Source organism: Thalassospira lucentensis (assembly GCF_032921865.1).
Taxonomy (GTDB): Bacteria; Pseudomonadota; Alphaproteobacteria; order Rhodospirillales; family Thalassospiraceae; genus Thalassospira; species Thalassospira lucentensis_A.
This window is the reverse complement of sequence record NZ_CP136684.1, coordinates 1076644-1092376: the sequence shown is the minus strand read 5'-3', so window position 1 is coordinate 1092376 and position 15733 is coordinate 1076644. Positions and strand designations below refer to the sequence as shown.

At 56.1% G+C, this 15733-nt stretch carries 14 protein-coding genes and 1 riboswitch; of the genes, 7 read left to right on the top strand and 7 right to left on the bottom strand.

The genetic code is table 11. The features are described 5' to 3' along the window. Window positions 1-61 precede the first annotated feature (61 nt). Together R1T41_RS05665 and R1T41_RS05660 are read left to right on the top strand one after the other, a co-directional pair. The gene (locus tag R1T41_RS05665; RefSeq protein WP_156484586.1) at window positions 62-217 is read left to right on the top strand and encodes a hypothetical protein; all 156 of its coding nucleotides are present in this window, start codon (window positions 62-64) and stop codon (window positions 215-217) included. A 298-nt stretch (window positions 218-515) separates the two neighbouring features. Further along, window positions 516-671: a hypothetical protein gene (locus R1T41_RS05660; RefSeq protein ID WP_156484587.1), complete on the top strand. Its 156-nt coding sequence runs from the start codon at window positions 516-518 to the stop codon at window positions 669-671. Window positions 672-721: 50 nt separating this feature from the next. On the opposite strand, the gene meaB is transcribed toward R1T41_RS05660, so the two are convergent. From meaB to R1T41_RS05645, 3 genes are read right to left on the bottom strand one after another with little or no spacing between them, the layout of a single operon-like run. Then, the gene (gene meaB, locus R1T41_RS05655) at window positions 722-1807 is read right to left on the bottom strand and encodes a methylmalonyl Co-A mutase-associated GTPase MeaB (protein WP_097051573.1); all 1086 of its coding nucleotides are present in this window, start codon (window positions 1805-1807) and stop codon (window positions 722-724) included. A gap of 16 nt (window positions 1808-1823) precedes the next feature. After that, the gene (gene scpA / locus R1T41_RS05650) at window positions 1824-3980 is read right to left on the bottom strand and encodes a methylmalonyl-CoA mutase (RefSeq protein WP_317340517.1); all 2157 of its coding nucleotides are present in this window, start codon (window positions 3978-3980) and stop codon (window positions 1824-1826) included. Window positions 3981-3982: 2 nt separating this feature from the next. Beyond that, complete coding sequence (locus tag R1T41_RS05645) at window positions 3983-6046, bottom strand: methylmalonyl-CoA mutase family protein (RefSeq protein ID WP_317340515.1); 2064 nt, start codon at window positions 6044-6046, stop codon at window positions 3983-3985. 112 nt (window positions 6047-6158) lie between these two features. Further along, window positions 6159-6257, bottom strand: a riboswitch (cobalamin riboswitch). Window positions 6258-6570: 313 nt separating this feature from the next. On the opposite strand from R1T41_RS05645, the gene R1T41_RS05640 reads away from it, so the two are divergent. Then, window positions 6571-6993, top strand: a complete 423-nt coding sequence (locus R1T41_RS05640) for a response regulator (protein WP_037986992.1) — start codon at window positions 6571-6573, stop codon at window positions 6991-6993. Window positions 6994-7118: 125 nt separating this feature from the next. On the opposite strand, the gene phhA is transcribed toward R1T41_RS05640, so the two are convergent. Beyond that, window positions 7119-8009, bottom strand: a complete 891-nt coding sequence (gene phhA, locus R1T41_RS05635) for a phenylalanine 4-monooxygenase (RefSeq protein ID WP_317340513.1) — start codon at window positions 8007-8009, stop codon at window positions 7119-7121. A 142-nt stretch (window positions 8010-8151) separates the two neighbouring features. Between phhA and R1T41_RS05630 the strand changes: the two genes are divergently transcribed. From R1T41_RS05630 to R1T41_RS05620, 3 genes are all read left to right on the top strand, one after another. After that, entirely contained in the window at window positions 8152-8637 is a 486-nt protein-coding gene (locus R1T41_RS05630) for an Lrp/AsnC family transcriptional regulator (protein WP_317340511.1), read from the top strand. Between the two features lie 110 nt (window positions 8638-8747). After that, complete coding sequence (locus R1T41_RS05625) at window positions 8748-9770, top strand: asparaginase (protein WP_317340509.1); 1023 nt, start codon at window positions 8748-8750, stop codon at window positions 9768-9770. A 12-nt stretch (window positions 9771-9782) separates the two neighbouring features. Beyond that, a complete protein-coding gene (locus tag R1T41_RS05620; RefSeq protein WP_317340508.1) occupies window positions 9783-10103 on the top strand; it encodes a YnfA family protein in 321 nt (106 codons plus the stop codon). 9 nt (window positions 10104-10112) lie between these two features. Here R1T41_RS05620 and R1T41_RS05615 read toward each other — a convergent pair whose 3' ends face one another. The 3 genes from R1T41_RS05615 to R1T41_RS05605 are packed head-to-tail and all read right to left on the bottom strand — an operon-like array spanning window position 10113 to window position 13989. After that, window positions 10113-11546: a two-component system sensor histidine kinase NtrB gene (locus R1T41_RS05615; RefSeq protein ID WP_317340507.1), complete on the bottom strand. Its 1434-nt coding sequence runs from the start codon at window positions 11544-11546 to the stop codon at window positions 10113-10115. A 13-nt stretch (window positions 11547-11559) separates the two neighbouring features. Further along, window positions 11560-12756: an HD domain-containing phosphohydrolase gene (locus tag R1T41_RS05610; RefSeq protein WP_317340505.1), complete on the bottom strand. Its 1197-nt coding sequence runs from the start codon at window positions 12754-12756 to the stop codon at window positions 11560-11562. A gap of 12 nt (window positions 12757-12768) precedes the next feature. Beyond that, complete coding sequence (locus tag R1T41_RS05605) at window positions 12769-13989, bottom strand: response regulator (protein WP_317340503.1); 1221 nt, start codon at window positions 13987-13989, stop codon at window positions 12769-12771. A 401-nt stretch (window positions 13990-14390) separates the two neighbouring features. Here R1T41_RS05605 and R1T41_RS05600 point away from each other — a divergent pair, with 401 nt between their 5' ends. Continuing rightward, window positions 14391-15662 carry a pentapeptide repeat-containing protein gene (locus R1T41_RS05600; RefSeq protein ID WP_317340501.1) on the top strand — a complete coding sequence of 424 codons (1272 nt, stop codon included), beginning with the start codon at window positions 14391-14393 and terminating at the stop codon, window positions 15660-15662. The last annotated feature ends 71 nt before the right edge of the window (window positions 15663-15733 follow it).

Sequence of the window (15733 nt, the reverse complement as noted above, 5' to 3'; positions counted from 1 at the left end):
CAATTGGTCAATCACAATAAAACGACCCGGCCTTTGATGGTCCGGGCAGGAGAGTGTGGAAATGCTGTATATTATCGAAAGTGCGCTGGACGAAGTTGAAGCCGTATCGCGCGATGCCCGTGAAAAACTGTCGCGCCTTGAAACGGTGATGAAATCAACCGCGCAAAATCTTAAAATCCTCAAAGACAAACTCGAACAGCCTGCCACCAACGGCTAGTTTCCGGTCTGCTTTTTCAACAAATAGCCTCTTGATCCCTGTTTCTTTACCCCTGTTTTGGGTAGAATAACCTGCGGGTCTGGCATACGATCCGGGCGGCTCATTGGTGCGCACTAAAAAGGGTGCGCTACCCATAAGCCGTTGATCCGGCTTGACCAGACTGTTGATCAGGATCATGGGGGCCAACGGCAAACCGGGCTATGACGGCAGCGATTATGACAGGCCGAATTACGGCCTGCTTGAGACAAAGAGATTTCGAGCTGTCATATAACCGGCAGCCAATAATGGAGGACAGAATTTGCTTTATATCATCGAAAAAGCTTTGAACGAGATTGAAGCCATGCCGCGTGACAAACGTGAAGACCTTGCGCATCTTGATACTGAAATCAATGAAGCCGTCGAAAAGCTTAAGGTTCTCAAGGCAAAACTCGAAGCGGCTGGCGAAAAGAAATAAGACCTGCTGCGATGGGCTATCCAATCAAAGGTCGCACTTCTGTGCGGCCTTTATTTTTGTGGGGACTTGATCAATCCAAGCATTTCCTCGACCGCGGCGGTCGGATTGGTTGATCCGGCCAGCACGTCGGCTTCAAGGGCTTTGAGCCGACCGGCAACATCTTGGCGGGCGGTAAAGGTTTCAAGCAACCGGTCGCGCAACATGGTCCACATCCAGTCACGTTGCTGACGCGCCCGTTTGGCGGCGAACTCGCCTTCGTTTTCCATGATCGTGCGGTGCTGGTTGATCAGATCCCAGACCTGATCAAGCCCGTCATTGATCAGGGCGGAAACCATGATCGATTGCGGGCGCCAATGATGGCTGCTGGGTTGCAGGATACGAAGGGCGGATGAATATTCGCGTTTGGCTTCGCGGGCCTTGGCCGGGTCGGCATCGGCCTTGTTGACCGCGATCAGATCGGCGATTTCAAGAACGCCTTTCTTGATCCCCTGCAATTCATCCCCGGCACCGGGCAGCATCAGAACCAGAAAGAAATCGGTCATCTGGGCGACCATGGTTTCGCTTTGACCGGCCCCGACAGTTTCGACCAGGACCACGTCAAAACCGGCGGCCTCGCACAGCAAAATGGTTTCGCGGGTCATGCGATTGACCCCGCCCAGATAGCCGCTGCTGGGTGATGGGCGGATATAGGCATTCGGATCGATCGAAAGTTCGTTCATCCGGGTCTTATCACCCAGGATCGAACCACCTGACCGCGCACTGGTCGGATCAACCGCCAGCACGGCGACCTTTTTCCCGGCCTTGGTCAGGTTTTTGCCAAATGCCTCGATAAAGGTGGATTTGCCGACACCGGGCACGCCGGTAATGCCGATCCGCTGTGATCCGCCGGTATGGGGCATCAGGCGCGAAAGAACATCCTGCGCCTGATCAAAATGTCTGGCATTGCGGCTTTCGACCAGCGTGATCGCGCGTGACAGAATGGTGCGGTCACCGGCCAGAATGCCATCGACAATCTCGTCGGTTGAAAGAACCCGTCTGCGCACCGTTTTGCGGGGCTGGCCCTTGGGACCACCCGATATGGTGCGCAGCGTTTCCGGCGCATTTTGGGGCGCACTCTTTGGCGCAGTTTCTGTCACGATCTCGCCTTCACAATCAGGCTGCTTCCTCGGACGTTGATTCCTTCAGCTTTTCTAACAGGTCACAGGCCGCTTCGGCAATCACGGTTCCGGGCGGAAAGATCGCTTCGGCCCCGGCTTCGTAAAGTTTGTCAAAATCCTGCGGCGGGATAACGCCACCGGCAACGATCATGATGTCTTCGCGGCCAAGCTTGTCCAGTTCTGCACGAAGCTGCGGCACGAGTGTCAGGTGACCAGCCGCAAGCGAACTGGCGCCGACGATATGGACATCGTTTTCAACCGCCTGTCGGGCGGCTTCTTCGGGTGTCTGGAACAGCGGGCCGATATCGACGTCAAAGCCAAGATCGGCAAAGGCCGTCGCGATGACTTTCTGGCCGCGGTCATGCCCGTCCTGCCCCATCTTGGCAATCAGGATGCGCGGGCGGCGGCCCTCAGATTGTTCGAACTCGTTTACCAGCCGGTCGACCTTGTCCAGTGCCTCGTTACCAGCACCGACTTCGGTTTTATAGACCCCCGAAATCGACCGGATCACCGCCTGATGACGGCCATAGACCTTTTCAAGCGCGTCGGAAATCTCGCCCACCGTGCATTTCGACCGGGCGGCCTGCACGGCAAGTTCAAGAAGATTGCCGCTGCCCTGATCGGCGGCATTGGTCAGGGCGGTCAGGGCGCTTTCAACATCCGTATTGTTGCGCTCGGCGCGCAGACGTTCCAGCTTGGCGATCTGCTGACGGCGGACCTCGGCATTGTCGACCTGCAAAACATCGACCGGACGATCATCGGTGGCACGGTATTTGTTCACGCCCACCAGTGTCTGACGGCCGCTATCGATGCGGGCCTGTGTGCGCGCAGCCGCTTCTTCGATGCGCATTTTGGGAATGCCGGCCTCAATCGCCTTGGCCATGCCGCCCTGTTCTTCGACCTCAAGGATATGGGCCCATGCCTTTTCCGCCAGATCACGGGTCAGGCGTTCGACATAATAGGACCCGCCCCACGGATCGATGACCTTGGTCGTACCGCTTTCCTGTTGCAGGAAAAGCTGCGTGTTACGTGCAATGCGCGCCGAAAAATCGGTCGGCAGGGCCAATGCCTCGTCAAGGGCGTTGGTGTGAAGCGACTGCGTGTGGCCCTGTGTTGATGCCATCGCCTCGACACAGGTGCGGATAACGTTGTTAAACACATCCTGGGCTGTCAGTGACCAGCCCGATGTCTGGCTGTGTGTCCGCAATGACAGCGATTTGGGGCTCTGTGGATCGAACTGTTTGATCAGTTTGGCCCAGATCATGCGGGCCGCACGCATTTTGGCGATTTCCATAAAGAAATTCATGCCAATCGCCCAGAAGAACGACAGACGCGGCGCGAATTTATCAATCGGAAGCCCGGCAGCCTGCCCGGCACGGGCATATTCGATGCCATCGGCAAGGGTATAGGCCAGTTCAAGGTCCGCCGTCGCCCCGGCTTCCTGCATGTGGTAGCCGGAAATCGAGATCGAATTGAATTTCGGCATGTTTTGCGAGGTAAAGGCAAAGATGTCCGAAATGATCCGCATCGAGGGTTTCGGCGGATAGATATAGGTATTGCGGACCATGAATTCCTTCAGAATGTCATTCTGAATGGTGCCCGAAAGCTGTTCATGCTTCACACCCTGTTCTTCGGCAGCCGCGATATAAAGCGCCATCACCGGCAGAACCGCGCCATTCATGGTCATGGAGACCGACATCTGATCGAGCGGAATGCCATCAAAAAGGGTCCGCATGTCATAGATGCTGTCAATCGCAACACCGGCCATGCCGACATCGCCGGTCACACGCGGGTGGTCGCTGTCATAGCCGCGATGGGTGGCAAGGTCGAAGGCAATCGACAGGCCCTTTTGGCCCGCCGCCAAGTTGCGGCGATAAAACGCGTTGGATTCTTCGGCGGTCGAAAAACCGGCATATTGCCGGATCGTCCAGGGTTGCTGGACATACATGGTTGGATAGGGACCGCGCAGGAAAGGCGGCATGCCCGGCATGGTGTTTAAATGATCCAGTCCCGCCAGATCTTCCGCGCCAAAGACGGCTTTGACATCGATGCCTTCGGGGGTGGTCCAGGGGGTGGTGATTGCCGGGCTGGTCGGGCCGGAAGTCGCGCCATCAAACAGCGGCAGATCGGAAAAGTCCGGAATCCGGGTCATGGTTATTTTACCCCCAGATGTGACAGGGCCGTCTCGCAGATCGCGAGAACATCCGCCCCGATAAATATGAAATCATCGATACCGGCCGCCTCGTAATCGGCCCTGGCATCGCCGGGATGCCCGGCAAGGTAAATGCGGGTTGCCCCGGCCTGTTTAAGGTTTTGGGCAATATCGGCGGCCATGTCGGCATATTGCGGGTCCGATCCGCAAATCACCGCGATCCTGGCACCACTTTCGCCAAATGCCTTGGCGGTATCACTGGCATCGGCAAAACCGTTATTGGTGATCGCCTCGATCCCGCCAGCTTCGAAGAAGTTTCGGGCAAACATGGCGCGCGCGGTGTGCTTGGCAACCGGGCCCAGATTGGCCAGAAAGATTTGCGGAAATTTGCCGGTTGATGCTTTGTGGTCATCGGCACGATCCCGCAGGGTTTCGAAACTTTCGGAAAGACGATGGGTTGGCAGCGGACTGATGGTGGTGCCGGCTGCCTTGCCATAAAGGGCTTCATACATCTGTGCGATGGTTGCCCCCGATTTGGCGGCCGTGATCAGACCCTCAAGGCTGTTTCCGATTACATCCTTAAATCCGGTCTGGCGGGCTTTGGCCTCCTTGCGGATCGTCGCCAGATCCGGCGTATCGCAGGTGACTTTGGCCTCTGTGATGTTGGGGAATTCCGACACCCCGGTCAGCGGATCTCGACGGGTGGCAACGCGGCTTTCGCGGGCCTGCCAGATTTCCGCAATCTCTTTTTGCAGGGATCCATCGGCAAGGGCCTTGATAATGCCGCCCCTGGCTTCAAGTGACTGGAACCGGCCCCAGGCATTGGATGCCAGTTCGCGGGTCAGATTTTCGATAAACCATGACCCGCCCGCGGGGTCGATCACACGGTGAACGTTACTTTCTTCCTGCAGGATCAGTTGGGTATTGCGCGCAATGCGGCGCGCAAAGCCATCGGGCTGGCCGATCAGATGATCATAGGGCAGGCAGATAACGCTATCAGCACCGCCCAGACCGGCGCTCAAGCTGGTGACGGTAGTGCGCAGCATATTGACCCACGGATCAACCTTCGACAGCGCCATTTCGGCCGATACCGCATTGATCGTGATGGTGGCGTCATCCACACCCGATGCCGAAAGAACGCGGCTCCACATCAGGCGAAGCGCGCGCAGCTTGGCAATCCCGGCAAAGAAATCGGTGCCGACCGCAACATTAAACGCAATCGCACCCGCGGCCTGATCAATCACCATGCCGGTATCGGTCAGGGCACGCATATAGGTGACACCACCTGCCAGCAGGCAGGCAAGCTCCTGCCCATCGGTCGCACCGGCATTATAGAACGGCGCGCCATTGACGGTGATGGCGGTGGCATGCGGGAAACGGTCGATCAGATCGGCGGCAATATCGGCGGCCTGTTTGATCGCATCATCGGCGGAAACCGGAAGGCATCCTGTTGCGGCCAATGTGCCGATTGGATCGATGTTAAAGGCTGGGGCGGCGTCGCTTGCAAAATCGTCATCCGCGTCGGTGCTGTTTTCCGCATCCTTTTCAAGGCGCGCGGCCAGAATGGCGGCGGCCGGGATGGCGGCAGCACTGGCATCGATCGCGACGGTCGCAAGGTTGGTATAGATATCGTCAAGTGTGGCATCGAGATCGGCAAGGCAGTGAATGGCAATGCCATCAATGCCAGCATCGCCTGATGTAACATCCGCGCCTGCGCGCGCGGCGGCATCCAGACGCAACAGAACCGACGTTGCGCCATTTTCAAGATCGTCGAGAATCGCGGCATTGACCGACTTGGGATCGGGATGGGCATGAAGCTGTCGAATATCCCAGCCGCTGGCGGCATCCTTGGCATCGACCGTGGCACACAGGACCTGATGGATCAGGCGGGTTGCGTCGTCCTGATCGTCGTTGGTGTAAAGCGGCTGCATCGCGAAACCGTCAAGCATCCTTGTGACCAGTTTCTTGTCAAAGGATGCGCCTTTCAGGCCGGCTTCCGCCAGTTGACGCCAGCTCGCATAATCTGCGGCTGGAAACTCTGAGGCCAGCTTTAACGGGTCTGTCATGCTCTCTCCCGGTCGCGGTCGGATCTTTTCGGATCTGGGCCGATTCTATTTTACAACGGATTCCCTCCGCCCGGTACACCCCGCCCGGTCCGGCAGAAACAGAGCCATCTTTCGGTATCTGGCTTGTGCACCGCCAAAACGGCGCATTTACAGTTGCGAGGGCAGCTTCGGCCTTGATCGCGGGCTTGCGCCGGATCGTACCGAATTCCCGAAAGAATGTTTCCATATCGCATCTGCGACATGGCGGTGTTTATAGCACCCGCCCATAATTACGTAAATAGGCATGGAAATACCTATTTAGGTCAATATACCGACCATCCATCAGTATTCCGTAACGTTATCATCCTGAAAAATAGTTGTTTTCTGCCAAGGGTGGGATTGCTGGACGGATAATTATGGCGTGTCGCTGCCATTATACTTTGGCCGGATTGTGATGGTTTCTGGGAAAAAATGCGGGGTTTAACCAATTTGACATTTTCATCTGCCAGATTGGGGCTGTCCCAAATCTCGGAGTATTGCCATCCATGAATGCGCTCAGCGCCGTGCCGCCCCGACCGATACATGACGGTCTGGTTGCGTTTGCCGACGACAGCCCCAGCGCCAAAGCGGCCCTTGAAACCGTTTTGCGCCGTGCCGGGTATGACGTGGCAGGGTTTGACTGTGCCGACGATCTGATCGACCAACTGGACGGTCTTTATCCGCGCGCGATTATTCTGGATCTTGAAATGCCCGGTATGAGCGGGTTTGAAGCCTTTTGCGAGATTCGCCGCCGCTTCCCGAACGCGGTCGAGGTGCCGGTTCTGTTCTTCTCGGCCCATTATGATGCCGATACGCGGGCCCAGGCCGATGCCCTTGGCGCGGCAGATTTTATCAGCAAGGATGCAAGCCCGATGGTGGTGATCGAGCAGCTTAACCGGGCGCTCGATAAATCCATGAGCCATTGCTGAGTTATTTTTGGCAATCGCCTGCATTTTTCATTTTTAGTGAATAATCAAAAAATCGGGTCTTTTGGCAAAAAATGCCGTTCGACCCGATTTTTCGTATTTCTCATATCATAATAGCAAACGCCTTCTCAGGCGTGGCGAAGCTGTGCCGGGTCACCCGATGGCATGGCAATCGTGTGATCCTCGTCCCCGTGGACATGATAAAGCCGATCACTGGCAAGCGTGGTCGACGGATCGATGGTCGGACGCTGGGCGAGGCGGTCATAGATGGCCGCAAAATCCGCATCCATCGCGTCGAAAAGCTGCTGATAGTCGGTCAGCACGAAATAGGTTTTCTGGAAATCGTCAATCGCATAGTCGGTTGCCATCACCCGTTCGAGATCAAACGCCACCCGGTTGGGGGTTGGATCAGACACGGAATAGATGGTTTCCGTTTGCGATGACAGCATGCCCGCCCCATAGGCGCGCAATCCATGGTCGGTCATGATCAGGCCGAACTCAACCATGTACCAATACATCCGTGCGAGTTTCTTGAGCCCGCCTTTGGTAATGGCCTCGTCCCCCTTGGCACCATAAGCCGCCAGATAATCGGCAAAGACCGGATCATAAAGCATCGGCACATGACCAAAGAAGTCATGGAAGATGTCGGGCTCGACCAGATAGTCGATTTCCTCTGGCTTGCGCAGCCAGACGGTCACCGGAAAGCGCCGGTTGGCAAGATGATCGAAAAACACATCATCGGGCACCAGCCCCGGCACGGCGATAAGGTGCCAGCCGGTGGCAGCATGAAGCTTTTCACTGACCCGGCCGAAATGCGGAATGCCATCGGCGGCATCAAGTTTTTCAAGATTGCGGATGTAATCGGGGGCGGCATAGCCCGGCAGGATCGCCTTCTGGCGGGCATAAAGTTTGCGCCAGAGGTCGTGTTCGGCCCCGGAATAGGATGCCCAGTCCTGGGCCACGGTGTAGTCATCATTGATGTGGCTGTAATCGCCGCGCAGATTTTTGTTCTGGTCCATGACGGTCCTCGTTTGCTCCCTGATGAGATTTTCTGCACGGACCATTTTACATCAATTCAAATGTCATTTTCGCGCGATGTCGTGGTCAAAATGCGTTATGGTTGATCAGATGTGACCGTATAAACCAGTTTCGGGGCGAAAAATGACCGATATGCTGTTGAGCCCAACCGATATCAAAATCCTGCAAATCCTTCAGCGCGACGCATCGATCAGCAATGTGCAACTGGCCGAAAAGGTTGGCATGTCGCCTTCGCCCTGCCTGCGCCGGGTCAAGCAGCTTGAGGCATCGGGCATCATCCGTCAGACGGTGGCGTTGCTGGATCGCAAGAAGGCAGGGCTTGGCGTGCTGGCAACCATTCAGGTCCGCCTGCAACGCCACACCGAAGAAGGGGCAGAGGATTTCGCCAAGGCGATGAACGACCTGCCGCAGATCATGTCCTGCTGGGCGATGACCGGACGGCAGGATTTCCTTCTGGTGGCCCTGGCGCGCGACATTGAAAGCTTCGGGGATTTCGTGACGCACAAGCTGCTATCGATGCCCAATGTGCGTGATGTGCAGTCAAGCCTTGTGCTGAAGGAATACAAGAACCAGACGGCCATTCCGGTTGGTCATCTGGCGGGTGGGTGATCGTTTTGATCACGCTGCACTGCATCACGGGTGATGCTTGCTTTTGGTTGGTGATTTCGGGCATAGGTTTGATCCTGTTCTGAATGCGCCCGGTCATGGAGAGCCCCAAGATGTCTGCCAATTCTGCCAACCAGATTGCTGCCAATCCGATCCTTGTCGAAGCCACGCGTGGCGGGATGGTCGAAAGTTTCCATCGCGGGCGGTATGTCGTGATGAAGGCCGATGGCACTGTGGTTGCCGAAGGGGGCGATATTGACGCGCTGATGTATCCGCGGTCCGCGATCAAGCCGTTGCTGGCGATTCCGCTGGTTGAAAGCGGGGCGGCGGATGCGTTCGGGCTTGAGGACAAGCATATTGCGCTGGCCTGTTCGTCGCATAATGGCGAGGAAGAACATGCCAAGACCGTTGCCGCATGGCTTGAGAAAATCGGGTTGTCCGTCGATACGCTGGCCTGTGCGCCGCATTATTCATTGAGCCTGAATGCGGCGATCAAGCAGGCGTCTGATCATGTGAAGCTTTCAAAGGCGCACAATAACTGTTCGGGCAAGCATTGCGGGTTCCTGACGACCGCGCAGCATCTGGGCGATGATCCCGAAGGTTATATCGAGGAAGCCCATCCGGTTCAGCAGCGCCTGATACGGGTTCTGGAGGAAATGGGTGATTGCGATCTGTCGTCCACGCCACGCGGTATTGATGGATGCGGCATTCCGGTGATCGGGATGCGGTTGCGTGACCTTGGCCTTGCCATGGCGCGCATGGCTGATCCAAGCGGATTGGCACCGAAACGTATTGAAGCGATCAAACGCATCCGCAAGGGATGTGCGCAAGCCCCGTTCATGGTGGCGGGCACCGGGCGTTTTTGCACCGGGATCATGGAAGTGTGCGGCGAGGATGCGCTGGTCAAGGTCGGCGCCGAAGGCGTTTATTGCGCAGCATTCCCCAAACAGGGACTTGGCGTTGCGCTTAAGATCGATGACGGCACCCAGCGCGGGGCCGAGGTTGCGATGGGGGCGATATTGCGCCAGCATGGCGTGATTGACGATGCCCGTGCCGAGACGCTTAAAAAGTATCTGACGCCGGTTCTGACCAACTGGGCGGGCAAATATGCCGGGGATTTGCGCCCGGCATTCTGATTTGGGGGAAAGATGCACAGCATTGCGGCCTATGCCGGTGCAGCAATTGCCGAAATTGCCGGATGCTTTGCATTCTGGGCGTGGCTTCGGCTTGGCAAATCCGCATTTTGGATCGTGCCGGGTATTTTGTCGCTGATTGTGTTCGCGTGGCTGTTGACCAAGGTTGAAAGCGATTTTGCCGGTCGGGCCTATGCGGCCTATGGCGGGATTTATATCGCGGCCTCACTGGGCTGGTTATGGCTGATTGAGGGCAAAATGCCCGATCGATGGGACATGACCGGGGTTGCGGTCTGCTTGGTCGGGGCGGGGATTATCCTGTTCGCGCCGCGATAGGCGCGGGGTCTAGGCGGTTTTCTTCTTTTTATCGGGAGCCTTTTTGACCGTGTCGGGTTTGCCTGTCCGATCCTCGGCCGGGAGGAGGACGTGGAAGGTTGTGCCTTTGCCCATTTCGGTTTCAAACCAGATGCGCCCGCCATGCTTGATCTGGACGATGTCATGGGTGATGGCAAGGCCCTGACCGGTGCCTTTGCCGACTTCCTTGGTGGTGAAAAACGGGTTGAAGATTTTGGATCGGTTTTCCTTGGCGATGCCGGTTCCGTTATCGGAAATGCTGATCAGGACACTGTCATCAAGGAAGGTGGTTTTGATTTTGATCTCGCCTTCTTCGGGGGATCGGCCGGCGGCGTCGATTGCCTGCGCAGCATTGACGATCAGGTTGAGAAACACCTGATTGATTTCGTTGATATGGCACGGGATATGCGGCAGTTCCGGTTCGTAATTTTCGACCAGTTGCGCGTAATGTTTCCATTCATTGCGTGATATGACGGTGACGTTTGACAGGACCCGGTTGATATCGGTCGCGGTTTTTTCCGCCCCGCCCGGATGGGAAAATTCCTTCATCGACAGGACAATGCGGGCCACCTGATTGATGCCGTCAAGGGATTGCTGGGTCGCATGCGGGATTTCATCAAGCAGGAATTCCAGATCGGCATCGCGCATTTTGCGGGCAAAATTGTTGAAGGTGTTTTCCGGCAAACGATCACGATTTTGCCAGAGCGTTTGCAGCGCCAGCCCCAGAATGCGCGACAGCGCCCCGTAGCCGTCATTGAGGAATTTCAGGTTGTCGCGGATATACTGGCTGGGCGTGTTGATTTCATGCGCGATCCCGCCCGCCAGATGGCCGATGGCTTCGAGTTTCAAGGCTTCGCGCAGTTCGCCTTCGAGTTTTTGCTGTGATTCTTCGGCCTGTTTGCGGCGCGTGATATCGCGAAAAATATAAAGATAGCTCATTTCGCCGGTGAAATTGGCGGGGCTTACGGTGATTTCCATCGGGAAGGTATCGCCATCAAGGCGCTGCCCCATGGTTTCGGTATAGTCGTATCGTAGCGTGCCGCTGCTGATATTGATGCAGCGGTTCAGCAGTTTGTGGCGCACCGTGGATTTGCGGTCGACAAAAAGGGCGTCGACCGACAGGCCGAGCATATCGGTCATCGTGCCGCGCAGAAGGTTAAGGGCGGACTCGTTGCAGTCACAGATCATCCCCGCACCATCAATGACCAGAATGCCTTCGACCACGCTGTTCAGGATGGTTTTCAGCCGCTGATTGGCTTCGGTTTCACGTTTTTTCTGTTCGTTCAGAAGGGCATGGATCTGCTTGAGAACCTCGGGGCTGACATCAAGCTGATTGATCGCATCAAGAATATCGTCCGTCCCCGCCGAGTCACTGGCAGGGTGAATGACCTTGAGATGATCGTCGTTATGCCGCTTGTCTGTCATGCCCGCGGTTCCGTTATTCAGTTATTGGTCGAAGGGCGGAGCCGCCGCGGCGAATACGGATCGGTTCACGAAATTTGTGGATCTGCTGGAATACGCGCAGGCGTTGCAACTGGACTTCGGAAACGTGATTGCCGTGGGTCAGCAGGATGTGGCCTTCGACGGTTTCGATATCCGTCATCAGAAAGTCGTGTACCCGCAGCGATTTGAGAAAGACATCCTGTTCACGTCCTTTGGGGTGGGCTTCGATATCGTAGGAGTCGTCAACAATGGCAAGAAGGTCGGATATCTGACCCAGAAGTTCGGGGTCATAGCGGTGCGGATGTTCCTGCAATTCATCGAAATTCTGGGCGAGCGGCATGTCGCTGGTACTGAGTTCGGCAAGATCATTGAGGATGCGCAGCACACGCGCGCCAAGCGGGATATCCTTGCCCTTGGGGCTGTCGCCGACCGGAAAGCCCGATCCGTCGAAATTCTTGAACTGCAGATAAACAATTTCGCCGATATGGTGCAGGCGCGGAATATTGGCGATCAGCTGCTTGCCGACTTCGGGCGTGCGTTTCAAAAGATCGCGTTCCAGCGGTTGCAGAACCTTGCCCATCGCCAGACGGGCGAGGGTATCGGGTGGCAGCGATACCATGCCGATCGGCGCAAGCAGGGCCGCAAGGCCAAGTTCCCACGGCTGGGGATAGCCGATATCGCGCGCAATCATGTCACACCATGATTTCACCCGCATGGAACGCCCGAATATCAGAGGGTTAAGCTGTGCCAGAACATCGGTCAGAACCTTGACGCTGCCGGCCAGTGTCTGTTCAAGCAGATCGCGTTCCGCCGTGATCAGGTGATGCTGGCGAATGGCATCATTGATCCCCTGTTCGAGCACCTCGTCATCGCAGGGTTTGCTGAAGAACCGGAAAATCTGGCCGCGATTGATGGCCTCGACCGCGGTGTGCTGATCGGCATTGCCGGTCAGCATCATGCGGACGGTATCGGGGCTGACCCGGCCGATTTCGGTCAGAAGTTTGACACCATCCATGCCGGGCATGCGCATATCGGCGATACAGACGGCAAAGGGGCCGTCTTCCATCAGGATACGCAGGGCTTCCTCGCCGCCGACTGCAATTTCGAAATCGAATTTGCGGCGCATTTTGCGCTGCAGGGCGTGAAGCAGGTTTCTGTCATCGTCGACGAATAGGACTTTGCTTTTTTCCATGGCCGCGGGTCTTTACTGGGTCAGGGTTTTATATTTGTCGGCTACAACGCGTGCGATCTTGTGCCATTCATCAAGCTGGTCGGCCTTGCCGATACCCGCCAGGTAATCCATGTCGATATGGCTTTCGACTTTCTTGCCGGTTTCGTTGGCGGCAACCTGTCGTGTGAGGTCCTGGGCGACATAGATCGCGGTCAGGACATTCATTTCGCGATGGGGCGTATCCATCGGTCGGTGATGATAGGCAACCGCCTGAACCACCGGGGCCGGGAAGCCCCACAATCCCAGAAGATAGGCACCGATTTCCGGATGACCTGCGCCGAACTGTTCAATTTCGGCCTGCTCGATTGGAATATGATATTTTTCAACCCTTGCGATCACCTTGGTCATTTCTTTGTTGCGATTGGCATAAAGGATCAGACTGCCGACGTGGCTTAGCATTCCGGTCGAGGGGACGGCCTGACATATAGGGCGCGGCAGTTTTTCATATTCGGCGATCAGGGCGGCAGTAACGCCGATCTGCTGGCTGCGATGGCAAAGGCGCAGCAGATTGTCGGCTTCGCTTTTGGGGCCGTCAAAGCCGCGGAAAATGCCAACGAAAAGTGCCAGGGCCTTAAGCGTTTCGGTGCCGATCATCCGCACGGCATGGGAAACGGAACTTATTTTCTGGGCGATGGCGAAATAGGCCGAGTTGGTCAGTTTCAGGACTTCGGCGGTCAGCGCGATGTCGGATGAAACGATCTGGGTAATCTGTTCCTGCGAGATTTTCGGGTCTTCGAGGGCCTTGACCAGCCGAAGATAGGTATCGGGCGGGGAGCTCAGCGTATCGATGCTGGCAACCAGCGAACGCAATTCCGGACGGGAAAGCAGACCGCGGAGATCCAGTGCATTTTCGATGGTTTCGATCAGAAGCGAATCCTCGCACGGTTTGGCCAGATACTGATGGGCGGGGCCGACTGTCCTGAGGACGGCTTCTTCTTCGGCGAAGCCCGACAGGATGATGCGTGTGGCATGCGGATGTGTTTTTTGCAGGGTGCCAAGCAGTGTTGCCCCGTCCATGCCGGGCATGCGCATGTCCGATACGATCACATCAATCTGCATGCTTTTGGAAAGTTCCAATGCTTCGGCAGCACTGGTTGCAAAGACCATTTGCCAGTCCGGCCGCATGCTGCGCAGGCGCCTGCGCAGGCCGTGCAGGATGTTCTCGTCATCGTCAACGAACAGAATCTGATTCATTAATCGGGCCCATGCATCGATTTCGGCGTTTGGTGCCAACTATGGATTTGGTGATTTTGCACGCCGGATCAAAGGTATCGGACAGCAATTAATTAAAGTTGTGCCCGAAAATTTTTGCACGTTACAGATTATGTCACCGAATGTGCCAGGGGCAACCGGCCCCCAAGGCAACCAGTTTTGCCGGGAAACTGGTGGAAAGAGCGGTGTCAGATTTCCACGTATCTGTGCGGATAGGCAGGTTTGTTTGCGATTTATCGCATCAACTTGTTGGAAAGCGGCGCGAAAATGCCAAGATGTCATATTGTGTCAGAAAATTAGCGGTGAAGCCGGGCTATCATAAAGCTGTAACCGTTCCAAAACTGTTCCGGGCCAGAAGATCATCGGGGGATCGATCCTAGAAAATGGTTTCACGTACAGAGCTGATTGAAGCGATCAAAAAGCATCAGCGATATGTATTGAAGCAACCTGGTGGCAAGCGCATGCAGCTTCGCAACGGGAACCTTTCGCGTATCAAAATGAGCAAGATCAGCCTTGATGACGCGATCATGCCGGGATCGAACTTTATCCAGGCCGTGATCAAGGATGTCAGTTTCAATTTTTGCGATCTTTTCGGGACCAATTTTGTTGAAGCCGACCTTGAAGGGTCAAGCTTTGTGCGGGCTGATTTGCGCGGGGCGAATATGGCACGGGCCAAGTTGCGCAATGCCAACCTCAAGGGGGCCGATCTTCGATCCGGTGTGATGATCGTGATGGATGCCGGGCGCGAACGCCGGGTCAAACGGGCCACCGATCTTGCCAATGCGGATATGGAAGGATCGATGCTGGTGGGGGCCAATCTGGCGGAAGCCAATATGTCGGGTTCGAATCTGATGGACTCCGATCTGAGCGATGCCAACATGTTTGCCGTCAATCTTGCAGGGGCGGATTTGACGGGCTGCAATCTTTCGGGGGCCAAGATGAAGAACGCCAACCTCAAGGGGGCGAAGCTTCAGAATGCGGTGCTTTCGGGAACGGATTTAAGCGGGGCCAATCTTCGAAATGTCGACCTTAACGGTGTGGATCTTTCGCAGGCCAATATCGCCAACAGTCTGGGCAGTAAGGCGGTCGCCCCCCTGCCGGATGACATTCGCGATCTGGTGAATGCGCATAGTGAATGGCTTTCGAGCGGTGGCCAGCAGGGCAAGCCGCTTAACGCGACGGGGCGTGATCTTTCGGGGATGGATTTTTCGGGGCTGGACCTTTCGGCGGCCTGTTTTGACGATTGCGTCCTGCGCGGGGCCTTGTTTATCGATACCATTCTTGCCATGGCATCTTTGCGCGGGGCGGACCTCAAGCTTGCGAGACTTAACAGTGCGACCCTGAACGGGGCGCGATTGAACGGGGCGAACTGCCAGAAGGCAATTTTCCAGGGGGCACGGTTTGGCGCGGTCGAGCAGCGTGACGGCCATGGCCACAAAACCGGGGTGACGTGGCATGCAGACCTTAGTGGTGCGGATTTTTCCAAGGCCGATATTCGCAATGCGATCTTCACCAATCCGAAAATGGCCGATGTCAAAATGATCCGCACCAATATTTCGGGCGTTGCGTTTGGCGATACGGATCTGAGCGGTGTTGATTTCGAGGGGGCGAATGTCGGCGCGATCTTGAGCGGGCATTTGCCCGATCATTCCTGAGTAAAGCCTGTGCCCCCAGAAAGCAAAAAGCCGCCTTCGCATGAAAGGCGGCTTTGATTTATTCAGGCCGT

What these genes read in the sequence shown, in the direction of transcription:
- R1T41_RS05665 (WP_156484586.1), top strand. Translation starts at nt 62, where the DNA reads ATGCTGTATATTATCGAAAGTGCGCTGGACGAAGTTGAAGCCGTATCG.
- scpA (WP_317340517.1), bottom strand. Translation starts at nt 3,980, where the DNA reads ATGACCCGGATTCCGGACTTTTCCGATCTGCCGCTGTTTGATGGCGCG.
- R1T41_RS05645 (WP_317340515.1), bottom strand. Translation starts at nt 6,046, where the DNA reads ATGACAGACCCGTTAAAGCTGGCCTCAGAGTTTCCAGCCGCAGATTAT.
- R1T41_RS05640 (WP_037986992.1), top strand. Translation starts at nt 6,571, where the DNA reads ATGAATGCGCTCAGCGCCGTGCCGCCCCGACCGATACATGACGGTCTG.
- phhA (WP_317340513.1), bottom strand. Translation starts at nt 8,009, where the DNA reads ATGGACCAGAACAAAAATCTGCGCGGCGATTACAGCCACATCAATGAT.
- R1T41_RS05630 (WP_317340511.1), top strand. Translation starts at nt 8,152, where the DNA reads ATGACCGATATGCTGTTGAGCCCAACCGATATCAAAATCCTGCAAATC.
- R1T41_RS05625 (WP_317340509.1), top strand. Translation starts at nt 8,748, where the DNA reads ATGTCTGCCAATTCTGCCAACCAGATTGCTGCCAATCCGATCCTTGTC.
- R1T41_RS05620 (WP_317340508.1), top strand. Translation starts at nt 9,783, where the DNA reads ATGCACAGCATTGCGGCCTATGCCGGTGCAGCAATTGCCGAAATTGCC.
- R1T41_RS05615 (WP_317340507.1), bottom strand. Translation starts at nt 11,546, where the DNA reads ATGACAGACAAGCGGCATAACGACGATCATCTCAAGGTCATTCACCCT.
- R1T41_RS05610 (WP_317340505.1), bottom strand. Translation starts at nt 12,756, where the DNA reads ATGGAAAAAAGCAAAGTCCTATTCGTCGACGATGACAGAAACCTGCTT.
- R1T41_RS05605 (WP_317340503.1), bottom strand. Translation starts at nt 13,989, where the DNA reads ATGAATCAGATTCTGTTCGTTGACGATGACGAGAACATCCTGCACGGC.
- R1T41_RS05600 (WP_317340501.1), top strand. Translation starts at nt 14,391, where the DNA reads ATGGTTTCACGTACAGAGCTGATTGAAGCGATCAAAAAGCATCAGCGA.